The following is a 17,804-nucleotide window of genomic DNA, read 5'->3' on the forward strand; positions in this document are numbered from 1 at the left end:
GCTATCATTAACTCTAATACTTTGCAAAAGGTGGCGTTATGCTCGATATCCATTGGTTAAAGACCTTCGTGACTTTGGCTGAATACAAGCATTTTGGGAAAGCGGCCACAGCGCTGCACATGACGCAGCCCAATGTTAGCTTGCATATTAAGCAGTTAGAGCAAAGCACTCGAGTCAAGTTGATTGACCGTAATCCCTTTCGATTAACGCAAGCGGGATTTCGCCTGTTAGAGAGCAGTCAGAAGACGTTAATGGAGCTGCAAATTTGTCAGGCGGATCTCAATGCGATTAATGACCTTAGCAAAGGCACCTTGACCATTGCCGCCAGCGATATTATCTCGCGGTTATTGTTGATCCAGCCGTTTCAGCTCTTTAAGGCGGAGTTTCCGGGAATAGATTTCTCACTGCTCAACACAACCTCATCACAAGCCTCTGAATTGGTGAAAAATGCCGAGGCCGATTTAGGGTTTGTGATTGCGCAGAAGGAAAGTCAGCCACTGCATTTTACTGAGCTACAACAGATTAAATGGTGTGCAATCGGAGATAACTTACAGCAATGGCAGCAGGCAAAACCCTCTGTGGATACGCCCTTAGCCGAGCAACCGACGTTGATTTTATTAGGACACGATACGCGAACCCGCGAATTGTTAGATCCTGCATTGCCGTCGCTGAACTTATCGAATTACAGAATAATGGAAGTCGGCAGTGTTGACGCGCAAATCGATTGGGCTGAGGCGGGATTTGGTGTGGCGATCGTACCGGAGTTTTCGGTTTACACTAAGGCGAATCTCACCACTAAAGTCACTCCTCTACCGCAATTCCCTACTACGAGTTTAGGTTATATTGTGCGCCAGAATCAGATCTTGTCGAAGGCTATTAAGCAGCTGTTATATTGGGTGAATCAAGAGATCATTCGCTCGCAGCGGTAATCTATCATTCGCTTGTAGCGATAGTGGATTAGTCAGCGACTAAGAGCAGTTTGTCGTATTGGCCTGTGGCTTTTAGCTGTGATAAGCCAGCGTCGAGTTGGCTTGCTAAGGTTTGTGCTTGCGGATTTCCTTTCGAGAAGGCCAAAAAAATATCGCTGCTGTGGTTAGCAAATGCAGGAATAATCTCATCATCTACCCCCATTTTTTTCAGGTTTTCCTTGGCGACTAAGTCGAACATCAAGGCGGCATCTATGCGACCAATCAACAATAAATTGATGAGCTGTTGTTGGTTGGCGACGGTGACGATATTGAGCTGTTGCTGTTTAACTAATGTGGGAAACTCATCGCCATATTCATAGCTTTTAATCACGCCGATAACGGTGCCTTTAGGTAGAGCCCATTTATTGTCTGCCAGAATAGGTTTTTGTTTCTTTTGATAAAAAGAAGCCGTGGCGATAAATAATGGGGTGTTTCCAAAGATGAAGCGTTGCTCAGTACTGTTCTCGCGGGTGACGTTAAACACCCCATCAACTGCACCTTTTTCCGCCATCATTAAGGCGCGGGAGTAGGGCACAACTAAGCTATTCACTTCAATATGCGACTGTTTAAATGCGGCTTGGATTAAACGATGGGAAATACCTTGACCAAACTGATTGGCGAAAGGTGGCCAACTGTCTTCTGCGGCTAAGGTTATGGCTTGAGGTTGCGATTCTGCTGGTATTGCATTACTTTCTTTAGCGAGTGCCATGTTGCAAATAATGGATACGAGCAATAAAACGATGCTAAGTATCAATGCTGACGGCAAATTTAATGCCTGCTGCATCCTGAGCCTCATTCTGTTCCCTGCACGCATTTTGCTTCCATCTCCCCGCTTAATATATGGCTTTTATAGCATAAAGAATTATATCTAGACTAATGATTTGAATATTAATTACTGATAGTTAGTCCTTTTGTGATGTTTATAGGATATTTCAACAACCTCAGTTTACTGTGTGCGGGTCTATTATTTTTATGTACTGTGTTTAAGGGGGATTTTACGCTGGGTAACACATGAACTGGCTTAGCATTCTTGCTAATACCAATCGTACTAAATATCTGTTCATTCAGCGGGAGTTCAACGCGCTTTAGACAAGGCGAAGGCTTGAAGGCATAGTGGTGCTCTGTCGAAAGCCTTGAACGCAGTATAAAGCGCGTTAAAACCCGCCCTTCGGGAGCCTCACAGGCATCCCACTCCCGTGTTGCATTGACTTAAAAGGGAATAACCATTTCTGCGTCAATGCGCCTTGGATTGAGATGCCTGTGAGGCTCTGAACTGATTAGATATTTAATGTGATTGGTATAAGTAGAAGAAATTGAAATGGATAAGTTTCAATGTTGCCATCAAACGAATCGCTAAATTGTTTAGTGAGGTTCGTTTGATGGTGATGTGTGTTGATCTTAGCTGCGCTATTTGACCTTAGTGGCTTGCATAGTAATCCAAGTCTTATAGGGCTGATACTTGTCATAGCACCAATGGAATAGGGTGTTGTAGAAGAAGAAAAAGATCAAAAAAACCGCTTCTAAGCCCATGGCTGCCAACCAACCTATCTGTAGAAACCAGGCGATGGTCGGTATGCTAATGAAAATAAGTCCCCCTTCAAATCCAAAGGTATGCAGTATTCTGGTTTTCAAAGTGCGTTGCTCTCGATTTGCCCCAAATACCCTGTCGAATCCTAGGTTGTAGAAGTAGTTCCATACCACGGTATAAAGACTCAAAGCGATACCAACTATGACAAGTTCACTGGTTCCCTTGCCTGATATAAGGGCAGAAACGGGGATAATAATAGCGAGTGCAATCGCTTCAAAGAGTAAGGCGTTAAAGATACGTTCTGTCGTTTTCATGGCTATTTCCCATTCATTTAATGTGACTATGGCCATGATTTTATCTAGTATAGGGATAAGTTATAGTTAGATAGTATCGGTAAAAGCGATATGTTTAGTCTCGAACAACTCGAAGCCTTTATGGAAACCGTAGAATCGGGTTCATTTTCGAATGCTGCAAGGCAACTTAAGAAAGCACAATCCGTGATTAGCCAGCATGTGATGAATCTTGAAATTGACTGTGGGGTTGAGTTATTTGACCGTTCGGGTCGTTATCCTGTATTAACGGCCGAAGGTAGTAAATTACTGCCCTACGCAAGAGCGACGATTCTTCAACATCGTAGGCTCAAACATACCGCCTTATCGCTCTTTAGTAGTCAATCTTCAGAAGTGTGCCTTGCGATGGATGAAGGCATTCCGATACAGAGAATATCTGAAATTATTCGGTTGTTAGAAGGTGATTTCCCTAATATCGAACTCGAGTTTCTCAGTGCCTCAAGTATAGATATTATCGACATGGTGCATTCGGGAAGAGCATCTACAGGATTGATTTTTAGTGAATTATCTATGCCAAGTAGTATAGATTTTGAGAGTATTGGGGTGATTCAATTCGATCTTTATGTGGCGAGTTCGCATCCCTTAGCAAAATCAGTTGCACCGAACATGGACTCATTGCGACTGTATCGACAATTACTCATCCGCTCACGGAATACTAAAACCAGTAGTTTTCAGCAGGCGTTCAGTCCTGATGTTTGGTATGCCGATAACTATTACGTGTTATTGGAGCTCGCATTACAGGGCCATGGTTGGTGTCTATTGCCCGAGCATATGGCGTCCAATTTAGTTTCATCGGGTAACTTAACTCGCGTCCCCATAGAATTTGAGCAGATAGGCTGGCATGCAAACGTCGATGTGATCCAGCATCAAGATAAAAGCAGCCTGCCATTATTGAAACGACTCAGGCAACTGTTTAGAGAACTCTTGGTTGGACAGAAATAAATGGTTGGACAGAAATAAAGCAAAGCATAAATAAAACCCCAGTTAAGTGAGTACTCTACTGGGGTTTAGTTTTTGTGGATCAGGATTTGTGAATCAGGATTCATCATTACGCGGAAAGTTAGCCAGCACTAGCTCGGCCACTTTGCGCAGTTCATTCGGGCAAATTCCACTGGTCGCTTGTACGGCCATACCTTGCAATACAGTGCCTATATAACGGGCAAGCAGTAACGGCTCGGCATCTGCGGGCAAATCACCTTCATCTTTGGCGCGTTGCAGTCGTTCGCACAGGGCTATTTCACCGTCGCGGCGACGATTAATCAAAGTGTCTTTAATCGCTTGCCCTGCTTCACTGCAGGTTAATGCCCCTTGAACAATCAAACATCCCTGTGGATGGCTTTTATCCACCAAAGAGCTTGCCGCACCGAGTAGCATTGACTCGATAACCTGATAGGCGGTTTTTTGTTCCAGTGCCGGGTAGAAAAACGCACAGGGGCGCTGTTCATATAATTCTATCGCTTTGAGAAATAACTGTTCTTTATTACCGAAAGCGGCATAAAGGCTAGGTTTATTAATGCCCATAGCTTGGGTGAGATCGGTTAACGATGTACCTTCAAAACCTTTGAGCCAGAAGACTTCTAAGGCTTTTGCTAATGCATCGTCAGTGTCAAAAGCTCGTGGGCGACCAACACAGGGCGTCTGGGTGACGGTTGACATCATTAGGCTCCTCAATTCTCAATTGCCCCTAGGATAGACATGGGTTTAGTCCCTGTCCAGCCACACTTGCCACTGATGACGGACTTAGGGGGGATATGTCTACTTAGTCATTCAAGGTGTCACCTAAGTTCAGCATGTTATCTGCGTTAGTCAGTGTTTGCTTCAATATTCATCAAAATGCTTTGCCGTTCAAACTCGTAGCCTTTTGCCTCTGGACGCATTGCATGCCTAGGGTAAGTGCACACCTCTAGTTAAATACCGTTCGGTACATAAATTTGTTGACAGCATCATTTTACGCTATATATTACCGTCCAGTACAGAATATTTTTTACCAGTCGGTATTTAATTGGTTTGGTTTGTAACACAGCTGCATGTGTGTGGTTCGAACAGCGTGAAATGCCCGCCACTTTGAGGATAGTAATATGATGAGTAACAAACCTTTACGAATAATGATGTTAACGGCTGTGGCTGCTTTCGTCCTTTCAGCTTGTGGTGAGCAAACAGCGCAGCAGGGACCTGCACCGAGTGCACCTAAGGTGGATGTCGCTCAGGTATTGCATGAGCGAGTCACCGAATGGGATGAGTTTACCGGTCGTTTACAGGCGCCAGAAAGTGTCACCCTTATCCCGCGGGTGTCGGGTTATATCGACTCAGTAAATTTTAAAGAAGGCGCCTTAGTGAAAAAAGGCGAGGTGTTATTTCGAATCGATCCAAGCGTGTTTGAAGTGGAAGTGGCCCGGTTAAAAGCAGACCTTGCTAGCGCACTTTCTGCAGAGCAACTGGCCACTAATGACTTTGAACGGGCACATAAGTTATTTGACCAAAAGGCGGTATCGGCCGAATTACTCGATACCCGTGAGTCGAATAAACGTCAGACTGCAGCCGCAGTCGCTTCGGTGAAAGCAGCACTCATGCGCGCCGAGCTTGATTTAGCTTATACCCAAGTACAAGCGCCGATTGATGGCCGCGTGTCCTACGCCAACGTCACTGCGGGTAACTATGTCACTGCAGGGCAGAGTGTGCTGACCAGCTTAGTCTCTACCGCCAGCATGTATGCCTATTTTGATGTGGACGAGCAAACCTACCTTAAATACGTGAAGTTAACTGCGCAGAACAAACGTAACGATCCTCGTGCTGGCGATAACCCCGTGTATATGGCTTTAGCCAATGAGCGCGATTATCACCATATTGGCATGGTCGACTTTGTTGACAATGCGATGGATAAGCAGACAGGCACAATTCGAGTGAGGGCCACTTTTGACAATGAAGACAATAGTTTATTGCCTGGCTTGTTTGCGCGTCTTCGCACCGCGGGCAGCGGCGCCTATGAGGGGATCTTGATCGACGATAAAGCCGTTGGCACAGATCTCAATAATAAGTTTGTGCTGGTCGTCGGTCATGATGGCACGGTCGAATATCGCGGCGTGACCTTAGGCGAAAAAGTCCAAGGACTGCGCATCGTGACCCAAGGCTTGATGGCCGAAGACAAGATTGTCGTCAATGGTATGCAACGCGTACGCCCTAAGATGCAAATTGAGCCAAACATAGTGGACATGGTCGACAGCGACAAGCTCGAGGCGCTACGCCAAGCCCAGTTAATACTCGATAAAAACCAAGAGCATTTGACGGCGCAAGCGGTCGAAACGGCGAGCCGCGGTTAAGGAATAACACACTATGTTGTCGCAATTTTTCATTAAAAGACCGATATTTGCAGCCGTACTGTCATTGCTGTTTCTTATCACTGGGGCGATTGCCGTTTGGCAGTTGCCTATTACCGAATATCCCGAGGTGGTACCGCCAACCGTAGTGGTCACCGCTAACTATCCTGGCGCTAACCCTAAAGTGATTGCCGAAACTGTGGCTTCGCCGCTGGAGCAGGAAATTAACGGCGTCGAAGACATGTTGTATATGTCATCGCAGGCGACGTCCGATGGACGCATGACCTTGACCATCACCTTTGCGATTGGCACGGATGTGGATAAGGCTCAAACCCAAGTGCAGAGCCGAGTCGATCGCGCTATGCCCCGTCTGCCGCAGGAAGTACAACGTCTTGGTATTATTACTGAAAAATCATCGCCAGACTTGACCATGGTGGTGCATTTGTTATCGCCGGATAACCGTTATGATATGTTGTATCTGTCTAACTATGCGGCGCTTAACGTCAAAGACGAGTTAGCGCGGATTAACGGTGTCGGTGCTGTGCGTTTGTTTGGCGCCGGCGAATACAGCCTGAGAATTTGGCTCGACCCGAATAAAGTCTCGGCGCTGGGTTTATCGCCAGCGGACATTATTGCTGCCGTGCGCGAGCAAAACCAACAGGCAGCAGCGGGCAGTTTAGGCGCGCAGCCCAGTGGCAGTGCTGACTTTCAACTTTTGATTAACGTGAAAGGCCGTTTAACTGAACTGTCTGAATTTGAAGATATCATCATCAACGTTGGTCAGAATGCTGAGGTGATCCGCCTTAAAGATGTCGCGCGGGTGGAACTCGGGGCAACGAGTTATGCGCTGCGCTCTTTACTCGATAATAAGGATGCGGTCGCTATTCCTGTATTCCAAGCATCGGGCTCTAACGCGATTCAGATTTCCGACGATGTACGCGCCAAAATGGCAGAGCTGTCTAAAGGATTCCCTGAAGGACTCGAATACGAAATCGTTTACGACCCAACAGTGTTCGTGCGTGGCTCGATTGAAGCTGTGGTAAAAACCTTGCTCGAAGCCGTGTTGCTGGTGGTGTTAGTGGTGGTGCTATTCCTGCAAACTTGGCGCGCATCGATTATTCCGCTGGTGGCCGTGCCTGTGTCTTTGGTCGGTACCTTTGCCTTTATGCATCTGCTTGGTTTCTCGTTAAATGCCTTGTCGCTATTTGGGCTGGTGCTCGCCATCGGTATCGTGGTTGACGATGCCATCGTCGTGGTGGAAAACGTCGAGCGTAATATTGCCGCAGGATTAAGCCCAGTTGCGGCAACACAAAAGGCGATGAAGGAAGTGACAGGCCCGATTGTGGCAACCACCTTAGTGCTGGCGGCGGTGTTTATTCCAACGGCCTTTATGAGCGGTTTAACTGGGCAGTTCTATAAACAGTTTGCCTTGACTATTACTATCTCGACCTTTATCTCGGCGATTAACTCACTGACCTTAAGTCCGGCATTATCGGCGCTGTTACTCAAGAGTCATGATGCACCTAAGGACGGCTTAACCCGTCTAATGGATAAGTTGTTTGGTGCTTGGTTATTTGTGCCTTTTAATCGTTTATTTAACCGTGCATCCGATGGTTATGGCTGGTTAGTGCGTAAGGTGATCCGTTTTGGCGGCATTATTGGCCTAGTGTATTTAGGCATGGTGGCGTTAACGGGTGTGCAATTTGCCAATACACCAACGGGTTATGTACCCGGCCAAGATAAACAGTATTTAGTGGCCTTTGCTCAGTTGCCCGATGCGGCATCCCTTGAACGTACGGATAGTGTGATCAAGAAGATGTCTGAGATTGCGCTAAATCACCCCGGAGTAGCGCACTCGATTGCCTTCCCTGGCCTTAGCATCAACGGTTTTACCAATAGTCCTAACTCCGGCGTAGTGTTTGTTGCGCTCGATGATTTTGACTCTCGTACTAGTCCTGAACTGTCGGCTAATGCCATTGCAGGACAATTGAATCAGCAATTTGCTGCTATTCAAGACGCGTTTATTGCCATCTTCCCGCCGCCACCTGTGCAAGGCCTCGGCACTATAGGAGGGTTCCGTCTGCAAATTCAAGACAGAGCCAACCTTGGTTATGAGGCCTTGTATCAGGTGACCCAACAAGTGATGTACAAGGCGTGGGCCGATCCTCAGTTAGCTGGCGTTTTCTCTAGCTATCAAGTGAATGTGCCACAACTTGAACTGGATATCGATCGGACTAAAGCGAAACAGCAGGCAGTGTCGCTCGATCAAATCTTCCAGACATTACAAACCTATATGGGCTCGACCTATGTCAATGATTTCAATCGTTTCGGTCGAACCTATCAGGTGAATATGCAAGCCGACGAGGCGTTCCGTCAAAGTCCGCAACAGATAAGTCAGCTAAAGGTGCCGAATCTGAATGGTGACATGATCCCGCTAGGTTCGTTCATCAACGTCAGCCAAAGTTCAGGCCCAGACAGAGTGATGCACTATAACGGTTTCACGACCGCTGAAATCAACGGTGGTCCAGCGCTCGGAGTGAGTACAGGCCAAGCGCAGGCGGCGATTGAGAAAATTTTGGCTGAAACGTTACCTAATGGTATGACTTATGAGTGGACCGAGCTGACCTATCAGCAAATTCTCGCGGGCAATACGGGTCTTTTGGTTTTCCCGCTGGTGATCATCTTAGTGTTTATGGTGCTAGCCGCCCAGTACGAGAGCTTAAGCTTGCCATTGGCGATTATCTTAATCATCCCAATGACCTTACTTTCAGCCCTCAGTGGTGTGCTGATTTACGGTGGGGATAATAACATCTTCACCCAAATTGGCCTGATAGTGCTGGTGGGGCTGGCGACTAAGAACGCTATCTTGATTGTCGAGTTTGCAAAGGAGAAACAAGACCATGGTATGGCACCTATGGAGGCGATATTAGAGGCAGCAAGATTACGTTTACGTCCTATCTTGATGACATCTATCGCCTTTATTATGGGAGTGGTGCCTATGGTGTTCTCCACTGGCGCGGGCGCCGAGATGCGCCAAGCCATGGGGGTGGCAGTATTCGCCGGTATGATTGGGGTGACTGTATTTGGTCTTATCCTAACGCCGCTGTTTTACTATGCCTTAGCAAAGAGAGGCGGTAAAAAAGCCGATGAGCATAAAGAGATAACAGTCGGTTAAGCTTGTTTTCTAGTTGAAAAATACATGAAAGGTCTACATTGAGTAGGCCTTTTTTGTTTATTCACGGCGAGAGCGATTAGATTTGACTATCTTTAGCTGGGGTTAATTAACATTAGGTCAATTGATGTTTAGTGATGGTATTGCTCGCCAGATTAAAACTAAAACCAGAAATGAGGAATATCGTTGGTATTTTCTGGATCATCAATAAGAAACAATGAATAACTATTACCGGACCATTCTGTTAGCTTATAACTTATTGCCACTTGAGCGCGTCATTATCACAGTATGATTAGAATGGTTACTGTTTTACGACTTTTCTATATAATTTGATGATTATTCAATACATTAGTAATGTACAATGCTAGATGAATCTAGATCGTTTTTTTACGCAGAACTCAGCTAAGGTACTTGTTGGCCTTGCATCACTATGCCCGAGGTAACGGATGATCCTATATCGCGTTTTATATGCGTTAGTACTTTGCGTTTTGATCTATTTCACGCCTCAAGTCATGGCTGCTGAACTCAATATTAATGTAGTAGATCTGCAACAACAGGCCATTGCCGATACTGTCGTGGAGCTGATCCCTGCAGTGATGCCCGATAATGCGATACCTGTCGAACATTATGAAATGTCGCAAAAAAATCGAACCTTTATCCCCTTTGTACTGGCGGTGCCTAAAGGTGCAAAGGTGGATTTCCCCAACTTAGATCGTACTCGCCACCATGTGTATTCTTTTTCAGAAGCTAAACCTTTCGAACTTAAATTGTATGTGGGTCAGGCCGAAGCGCCGATTCAGTTTGATAAACCCGGTTTGGTCGCGCTTGGCTGTAATATTCACGATTATATGCAGGCATTTATCTATGTGGCAGATAGCCCTATTGTCGCGGTGACGGACGAAAAAGGTGAGATCCAGTTTAAGGGACTTATCGCCGGTCAATATAAAGTTAAGCGCTGGCATCCATGGCAGAAGGCGGCATCAGACCCAACGGATTTACTGATAGTTAATGGTCCTAATCAACTCAGTCTGTCCTTAGACATTGAGCGTCAAGCTAAACCGTCGGCTCCGCCGTCGGGATTTGGTCACTACGATTCTGAAGGTAAGCCATTACATGCTAAATAGTTTTCGCGCTCGGCTGATTTTAGTTTTCTTTATTGTGCTGACGTTAGTGCAATTTGCCACGGCATTTTCCGTGTTGACAGCGACCGAAAAAGATAACTTTTTACAGCAACAGAAAAGCCTCGATATTGGCGCGAATGTGTTTCTCGAAGTGTTATCGAATCGCGGTATTCAGCTCAGTCAAAGTTTGTCCGTACTCAGTGCCGATTTTGGTTTTAAGCGCGCGATTGCTACTGGTGAGCAAGAAACCATTGAGTCAGTGTTATCTAATCACGGCTCTCGTATTGGTGCCGACGCCGCTGTATTGTTATCACCTAAAGGGGAGCTCTTGACCTCGAGTTTGCCCGGACTCACTCAGGATGATATTCAATCCTTATTTAATATGACCACCAGCAATCATAATGCGTTAGCTATCCTTAATTTTGATCATGCTAGCTATCAGTTTGTGCTGCAGCCGGTGAAGGCGCCGACCTTAATCGCTTGGGTTGGCATGGGTTTTTTATTGGATGAGAAGGTCGCCCAACAAGCTAAAGCTATTACGGGCATCGATGTGAGTTTTGTCAATCAGGCAACGGGCCGCACTGAAATAGCTTCAACCTTATCAGATAATGAAAAGTTAAGCGTAATTGAGCAGGCGAGCTTATTGCCTAGCTTGCTGAAAATGCCTAGTGAAAGTATTCCCGTAGATCATCTGTCTATGGGCATCAAACTTTATGATCACAACGGCAGCCAATTAGCGCTACTACACCAATCAAACCTCAAGTGGCAGCAAAGTTATCAGCAACTACGCAATAATATGCTGCTGATTTTTGCTTTGACCTTAGCACTGGCGATTGCGATTGCGATTTGGTTGTCGGGCAGTTTGACTGAACCCGTGCATCAACTTGTGAATTATGCCCGCAAAATCGGTCAAGGTAAGCAGCCTGCCAATATTCAAGGTGCGCCAGCAGAGCTGAGGGTGTTGGCCAAGAGTTTGTCCTTAATGCGCGATGATATTGAAGCGCGGGAAAAGGATTTAGTCTACCAATCTCGCCACGATAGCTTGACAGGTTTACTCAATCGTTTTGCCGCAAAACAGCATTTGGCGGATCTTAACGATAAATTATCCGGTGCTATGGTGTTGTTAGATATTAAACATTTCCGCCATATCAACGATATTATTGGTTTTGCCAATGCCGATACTTTGTTACTGCTTTTTGCTCGTCGCCTAGAGCAATTAGCACCCACTCCGGATTTACTGGCGCGTTTAGACGGTGACTCATTTTTACTTCTGTATAGTCAAGGTATTCGCCCCGAACATTTACTGAAGTCATTGGATATGTTGGAGTCACCTTTTCCAATCCAAGGCTCAAACATTTCTCTTACCGTGCGGGCGGGATTACTCGAAATCGATGGTAATGGTGCTGATATCGATGTGTTAGTGCGCCGCGCCGAAATTGCCCTCAATCAAGCCTGTCTCGAAGAGCAACGTATTGTCAGTTATCGTCAAGGCGCCGATGAAAAGTATCAGCGTGAGCTGACGATTATCCGTGATTTGCCTATAGGTTTAGCGCAAAACCAATTGTATTTAGTGTTCCAACCTAAAGTGGATTTACGCCTAAACCAGTGCACTGGCGCCGAGGCATTGATCCGTTGGCAACATCCTACGCTAGGGTTTATTCCGCCCGATGAATTTATCCAACTGGCTGAAAATTCAGGCAACATTGATATTGTTAGCCAGTGGGTATTGAAGCAGGCAATTCAGCAATTAGTGACATGGCAGCGGCGGGGTATAGTGCTAAAACTGGCTATTAACCTGTCGGCCCATGATTTAGTCGATACTCGCTTACCGAATCAAATCGCCATTTTACTGAAAGACAATAATCTGCCAAGCGGTGCACTCTGTATCGAAGTCACTGAAGGCGCCGTGATGAAAGATGCACAGACTGTGGTGAGTGTATTACAGCGATTCCGTGACATGGGCGTGTCTGTTGCCATTGATGATTTTGGCACAGGTCATTCATCATTAGCCTATTTGAAAATTTTACCCGTTAATGAAGTGAAAATTGATCGCAGCTTTATCAAAGACATGCTCACGGATAGCCAAGATGTGATGATAGTCGATACGAGTATTAAATTGATCCATGGCTTAGGTTTTACCGTAGTAGCCGAAGGCGTTGAAGAACAAGAAGGTGTTGAGATATTGCGCAATCTTGATTGCGATATCATTCAAGGTTACGTGTTTTCGAAACCCTTAAAAGCGGCTGAATTTGATCTGTGGTTCGAGGCGTTTAACCATCCAAATACCTCTGATACATAAGCGCGTTTACTCAAGTCAATATGCAAAGACGCTAGACTAACGAGTCATCGTCGAAAGAATTAGAGCGGAGCATCAAGTGAACATTTCCATAAATGCATTGAAGTTGAATTCATTAACTTGGAATTATGTTAAGGCTTTGTTTTGCCTATTTTTACTATTGGGCACTGTTCCTACGTTTGCTGAAGGTAGCCGTGTGGTCGGGACTGGCGGCGGGACGATGATTGAAGGCAGTGCTGGCGGTGGCATAGTGCCATGGGCCGTGATCAACGGTTATGGTAGTAGCGGTGAATGGTCGGCAACGGCGATGGCGACGGGTGTCTATGTCGATGATTTTACGCTGAAAGTGATCGGTGCTTCTTTGAGTTTTGATAATCGATTCGAGCTGAGCGTTGCGCGGCAAACCTTTGATTTGGATACTATGGGCGGCGAGTTAGGCCAAGATATCTTCGGCGTAAAATACAAGCTTGCCGGAGAGCTGCTTTATACGGCTATGCCGCAAATTACCTTAGGTGCCCAGTATAAAAGAGTCGATGACTTTGCGATTCCTCAGGCGGTTGGGGCGCGGGATGATTGGGGTTTAGATGTATATGTTGCTGCCAGCAAAGTATTTTTTGATGCGGTAGCGGGACGAAATGTATTACTTAATGGGACCGTGCGTGTGACCAAGGCGAATCAAACGGGTTTATTGGGTTTTGGTACTCAAGCCAATCATGATTACCAGTTTGTGCTCGAAGCCTCTGCCGCGGTATTGCTGACGGATAATGTGGCACTGGGTATCGAATATCGCCAGAAACCCGATGAGTTAGCTTTTGCCCGTGAGGATGATTGGCAAGATGTGTTTTTAGCGTGGTTTATCAATAAGCATCTTTCCGTGGTTACGGCCTATGCGAATTTGGGCAGCATAGCGGGTTTTGACGATCAGCAAGGTTGGTATGTGTCGCTGGAGGGGGCGTTATGAGGCGTTTACGGGTGAAGTTAATACCTTTCGTCGCAGTGTTTTTTTTCACTGGCTGTGCGGTGCAAACGACCGAAACCTCAGCATCACAAACTCACTCGAGTCATCAAACCGCAAGCCATCAAACCTTATACCAAGATTTAGGAGGTAACGCAGGCGTATCGGCGATAGTCGATGGTTTGCTGGCACGTATCGCCACCGATCCACGCATAGTGCATCACTTTCAAGAGACAGATATTGCGTTATTTCGTGAGCGTGCCATTGAACATTTCTGTCTGGTTGCCGATGGCGGCTGCGTGTATCACGGCGAAAGTATGCAGCACAGTCATAGAGGCTTGAATATTACTCAAGCGGATTTCGATGCCTTAGTCGGCCATTTGATTGAATCGATGAAAGAGCAACATATTCCGCTATCGACCCGTAATGCCTTTCTAAAACGTCTCGCCCCTATGTATACGGACATTACCTATCAGTGACTTGCTTCATCTTTAAAGTAGAAGCTCAACATAGCGTCTCTACATTGAGGGTGAAAGAGTAAATGAGTTAGATACGGTTAGCGTGATGGATAGGCGCATTCTGTCTTTTGATTAGAGCAATAACGCCTCATCTATGGGATGAAATTGAGAGGCTGCATCCCTTAAGGATTTAGCCGTCAGGGTAGGAACGCCATACACTTGGGTTTCAACGCCATACTTTTGATGAATTTTTTGCAGCAATAAATCGAAATCGCCATCACCAGACAATAAGATCACTGTATCCACTTCACTCGCCGCTTCCATAATATCTATGGTGATCCCCACGTCCCAATCGCCTTTGGCTGAGCCATCGCTGCGCTGAATAAACGGTTTTAACTTCACCTCAAAACCTATGTGCTTTAGTGCGTCTTGGAATTTCAATTGCCCATCGTCGCCTTTATGGATGGCATAAGCCACGGCCAACGCTATGTCTCCCTCGTAGCCTAAGTGCTGCCACAGTTTACGATAATTAAATTGGCGGCCATAGGCTTCGCGGCAGGTGTAATAGATGTTTTGTACATCGACAAATAAAGCGATTTTTTTCAAGGCGTTTTCCAGCGGCTAGGGGAGTAAGGGCACTATAGCATATCGAGGCAATAGGGTTTTCAAGGATGTTAGAGTGTTGGGTTCAGCCGTCGAGATTGTGAACCCAAAGCGTATGTTAGCTTCTATGGTATTTTTGATATTCGCCCGGTGACATGCCACTGAGTTTTTTAAAGTAACGCCCCATATGACTTTGATTGGCAAAGCCATTACTGAGGGCGATATCGGTAAATGATTGCGTTGAATGACTCAAGCTTTGTTTGACCTTTTCAATGCGCACTTGCAGTAAATACTCCTGCGGCGTCATCGCAAATTGGGATTTAAACATGCGACAAAAATGGTACTCGCTCAGTTGGGCAAGCTCGGCCAACTCAGACAAGTAAATTTGTCGATGGGAATGGCAATGAATAAACTCTTTGATCGCTTTAGCCACTTTAGGTGCGAGCCCACCCTTAATTGGCCCCACCGACAAATTAAAGCCTGAGCTTTGCAGCAAAGTCACCAGCACAGTGTCGGTTACTTGTTCCATCATCAGATGGTGATCACTCGTCTGCCAATCGAGCCCGGCAACTTGGTGCCGAAACAGCGCCTCTAATCTCGGATTATCGACAAAGGTCAACTCAGGTAAACGCACTTGGCGTGGATCTTTATCAAAGACTCGCACCGCCAATTTTTTAAGATGTTCATCGCTAAAATACAAATGCATAAACTGCTGCGGTTGTCCCAGTTGCCAATGGCTTTGGCAGCCTTGGGGCATAAGGCAAAACTTACTGGGCGCGCCATAGTCGGCCTTGATATCGGTTCTGTGGGTTTCGTAGCCGCCATCCAGATACATGCTCAGCGTATGTTGTGCATCGTTTTGGTAATACAGACGCTCGCCCGCATTTTGATAATGGGCCCAAGATAAATCCTCCGTAATCGCTTGCTTACGAATACAGGTTTTGGCGGATTTATCAAAACTGATGTATTTGGGCTCCATGGGTTCCTAGTGATCTCACTGGCTAAGCATTTTGTCTGTCCAAATTATCGCACTTATGGGCGTGGCTCAACGTCCGCTCGCGATTAAAACCGCAATATCGTGTTATGACCAACAAGATGGTGACATAAGGACGAAATCCATAGTTGTATAGTTTGCCTCATTAAGCATTTTATGAAGGTGTAGGGGGCTCATTATGGCTGCTGTGATGTATTTGCTGATGATTTTTGTGTGGGGTTTTTCGTGGATTGCCATTAAGTGGCAGCACGGTGAGGTGGCGACGGAAGTCTCGATTTTCTATCGGTTTGCGATTGCGAGTCTCTTGATGTTCGCCATTGGCTTTGCCTTTAACAAGCTGCAAGCGGTAAAGCTGAGGCAGCATCCTTGGTTTGCACTGCAAGGCGTGTGTCTATTTTATTTGAACTTTATCGCGTTTTATACCGCAACCCATTATATCGCCAGCGGTTTAACAGCGGTCATTATGGCCACAGCCCCCATTTTTAATGCGATACATGGCCGCATTTTTTACGGTACGCCCACCAGCCGCAATTTTTGGTTAGGCGTTAGTGTCGGTCTGGGTGGCATTAGCTTACTCTTTGGTGCCGATTTGCTCGCGACTCAGTGGTCCCAAAATTTAGTGTGGGGCTTATTGTTTTCGCTGCTAGGTACGTGGTTTTTCTCGATTGGTACCATGATCAGCATGCGTAACTCGCGCGATAATGTGTCGCCCTTTACCTCAACAGCGTATGCAATGTGCTATGGCAGTGCGGCGTTACTGCTCATCATCTGGTTTAAAGATTTAAACTTTAGTTTACCGCTGACAACCAGCTATCTTGGCAGCTTGTTTTACTTAGCCGTTATCGCCTCTGTGATTGGCTTTACCGCTTATTTGATCTTGGTTGAGCGAATTGGTGCTAATGCCGCTGCGTATCTGTTGGTGATTACCCCAGTGGTGGCGTTAAGTGTATCGAGTGTGTTTGAGGATTATCAGTGGACTTGGTATTCAAGCGTGGGACTCTTGCTAGTCGCGCTCGGTAACATGTTAACCCGCCGTCAAAAACCGCTTGCTTGGTTTAAGTCTTCTGCCACGCCAGCGGTGAAAGCTTAACGTCGCAGCTAGCGTCATGAAAGTGCATATGAGGCAAGGCTCGATTCGACGATTGTAAGTCAGTCGAGCCAGTACTTATTTGAAATATTGTGCCGGAGTAGTGCCAGTATATTGCTTAAAAAAGCTGATAAAGGCACTGTCGCTGGAAAATTGTAAATTAAAGCCCACCTGTGCCACCGAGGTTCCCGTTGCTAATTGTTCAATGGCCGAGAGTAAACGCCATTGCTGGCGCCATGCTTGATAAGCCATTCCTGTTTGTGCGCTAAAAATTCGACTAATTGTGCGTTCACTGGCTCCGATTTCTACTGCCATATCCTTAAGATTGGCTGGCGGTTTCTGGTGTTGCTGCAGTTGCGCTAGCCAGGTTGTTAAACGTTTATCCTGTGGGAGGGGTAAAGCCAGATTTTCTTCCGTGGCATTGCCCAATTCTTCGCAGAGCAGCAAAAAGGCATTGTGTTGACTGCTTCTTGGTTTGTCCCAAGGCCAAAACGACATAGTGTCGATTAAGGCTTTGAGTAGCGGGTTTACATGGAAAATAGTGACCTTATCGGGCAATGAGCTGACGGTTTCTGGCTCAAAGTAGAGTGAGCGATAGGCGACGACATTATGCATTCTGACACTGTGCTCGACACCTGCTGGCAGCCAAGCGGCTCGCGTCGGCGGTAATACCACTTGAGCCTGGGTTAGGGTGAATGTCATGCATCCTGCTGGAGCATAAAGCAGTTGTGCCTTCCTGTGGTAATGCATTCCCGAATCGTGTTCGCCCATATCGGCGGCAATGCCAATAACCAGATTATCCAGCAGATCTGGATTAAATAGTTGTTCGGGTAGAATAAAGGCCATCTTGTCCTATTTTTGATGTTTTTTGTCTAAGTGTTGTTAATTGTTACATTTGGATTTTATCTATACTGCGCTATCTTTGACAAGTATGGAGTGACATTTCGGTAAACCAACT

General features: G+C 46.2%; 15 protein-coding genes. 9 read left to right on the forward strand and 6 right to left on the reverse strand.

Annotation, left to right across the window (positions count from 1 at the left end; genetic code table 11):
- Positions 1–38 precede the first annotated feature (38 nt).
- On the forward strand, positions 39–929 hold the full coding sequence (locus KO531_RS11405; protein ID WP_168822863.1) for a LysR family transcriptional regulator: 891 nt from the start codon (positions 39–41) through the stop codon (positions 927–929).
- A 28-nt stretch (positions 930–957) separates the two neighbouring features.
- On the opposite strand, the gene KO531_RS11410 is transcribed toward KO531_RS11405, so the two are convergent.
- Both KO531_RS11410 and KO531_RS11415 read right to left on the reverse strand, forming a co-directional pair.
- A complete protein-coding gene (locus KO531_RS11410) occupies positions 958–1,782 on the reverse strand; it encodes a transporter substrate-binding domain-containing protein (RefSeq protein ID WP_131523266.1) in 825 nt (274 codons plus the stop codon).
- Positions 1,783–2,375: 593 nt separating this feature from the next.
- Positions 2,376–2,810, reverse strand: a complete 435-nt coding sequence (locus KO531_RS11415) for a PACE efflux transporter (RefSeq protein WP_219251227.1) — start codon at positions 2,808–2,810, stop codon at positions 2,376–2,378.
- A 90-nt stretch (positions 2,811–2,900) separates the two neighbouring features.
- Between KO531_RS11415 and KO531_RS11420 the strand changes: the two genes are divergently transcribed.
- The gene (locus KO531_RS11420) at positions 2,901–3,788 is read left to right on the forward strand and encodes a LysR family transcriptional regulator (protein ID WP_105251732.1); all 888 of its coding nucleotides are present in this window, start codon (positions 2,901–2,903) and stop codon (positions 3,786–3,788) included.
- 93 nt (positions 3,789–3,881) lie between these two features.
- Here the strand turns inward: KO531_RS11420 and KO531_RS11425 are convergent, their stop codons facing one another.
- The gene (locus tag KO531_RS11425; protein ID WP_219251228.1) at positions 3,882–4,505 is read right to left on the reverse strand and encodes a TetR/AcrR family transcriptional regulator; all 624 of its coding nucleotides are present in this window, start codon (positions 4,503–4,505) and stop codon (positions 3,882–3,884) included.
- 419 nt (positions 4,506–4,924) lie between these two features.
- Between KO531_RS11425 and KO531_RS11430 the strand changes: the two genes are divergently transcribed.
- The 6 genes from KO531_RS11430 (at position 4,925) to KO531_RS11455 (ending at position 14,183) form a co-directional block, all read left to right on the forward strand.
- Positions 4,925–6,163, forward strand: coding sequence for an efflux RND transporter periplasmic adaptor subunit (locus KO531_RS11430; protein ID WP_168822869.1), 1,239 nt, complete (start codon positions 4,925–4,927; stop codon positions 6,161–6,163).
- A 13-nt stretch (positions 6,164–6,176) separates the two neighbouring features.
- Complete coding sequence (locus KO531_RS11435) at positions 6,177–9,335, forward strand: multidrug efflux RND transporter permease subunit (protein WP_219251229.1); 3,159 nt, start codon at positions 6,177–6,179, stop codon at positions 9,333–9,335.
- A gap of 443 nt (positions 9,336–9,778) precedes the next feature.
- Complete coding sequence (locus KO531_RS11440; RefSeq protein WP_173497526.1) at positions 9,779–10,456, forward strand: methylamine utilization protein; 678 nt, start codon at positions 9,779–9,781, stop codon at positions 10,454–10,456.
- A complete protein-coding gene (locus tag KO531_RS11445) occupies positions 10,446–12,752 on the forward strand; it encodes a GGDEF domain-containing phosphodiesterase (protein WP_173497527.1) in 2,307 nt (768 codons plus the stop codon). Before KO531_RS11440 ends, KO531_RS11445 begins: the two co-directional genes overlap by 11 nt.
- A gap of 76 nt (positions 12,753–12,828) precedes the next feature.
- Complete coding sequence (locus tag KO531_RS11450) at positions 12,829–13,710, forward strand: DUF3034 family protein (protein ID WP_219251230.1); 882 nt, start codon at positions 12,829–12,831, stop codon at positions 13,708–13,710.
- Entirely contained in the window at positions 13,707–14,183 is a 477-nt protein-coding gene (locus KO531_RS11455) for a group 1 truncated hemoglobin (protein ID WP_212599301.1), read from the forward strand. The genes KO531_RS11450 and KO531_RS11455 overlap by 4 nt, the downstream gene beginning before the upstream one ends.
- A gap of 111 nt (positions 14,184–14,294) precedes the next feature.
- Here the strand turns inward: KO531_RS11455 and KO531_RS11460 are convergent, their stop codons facing one another.
- The gene (locus KO531_RS11460; RefSeq protein WP_006082658.1) at positions 14,295–14,768 is read right to left on the reverse strand and encodes an NYN domain-containing protein; all 474 of its coding nucleotides are present in this window, start codon (positions 14,766–14,768) and stop codon (positions 14,295–14,297) included.
- 115 nt (positions 14,769–14,883) lie between these two features.
- Positions 14,884–15,744, reverse strand: coding sequence for an AraC family transcriptional regulator (locus tag KO531_RS11465; protein ID WP_219251231.1), 861 nt, complete (start codon positions 15,742–15,744; stop codon positions 14,884–14,886).
- Positions 15,745–15,937: 193 nt separating this feature from the next.
- Here KO531_RS11465 and KO531_RS11470 point away from each other — a divergent pair, with 193 nt between their 5' ends.
- Positions 15,938–16,849 (forward strand): EamA family transporter, encoded by a 912-nt coding sequence (locus KO531_RS11470; RefSeq protein WP_219251232.1) that lies wholly within the window; start codon positions 15,938–15,940, stop codon positions 16,847–16,849.
- Between the two features lie 75 nt (positions 16,850–16,924).
- Here the strand turns inward: KO531_RS11470 and KO531_RS11475 are convergent, their stop codons facing one another.
- Positions 16,925–17,692 (reverse strand): helix-turn-helix transcriptional regulator, encoded by a 768-nt coding sequence (locus KO531_RS11475; RefSeq protein WP_113939339.1) that lies wholly within the window; start codon positions 17,690–17,692, stop codon positions 16,925–16,927.
- Positions 17,693–17,804: the final 112 nt, after the last annotated feature.

The sequence above is a fragment of the Shewanella sp. NKUCC06_TVS genome, from assembly GCF_019345515.1.
Classification (GTDB): domain Bacteria; phylum Pseudomonadota; class Gammaproteobacteria; order Enterobacterales; family Shewanellaceae; genus Shewanella; species Shewanella oncorhynchi.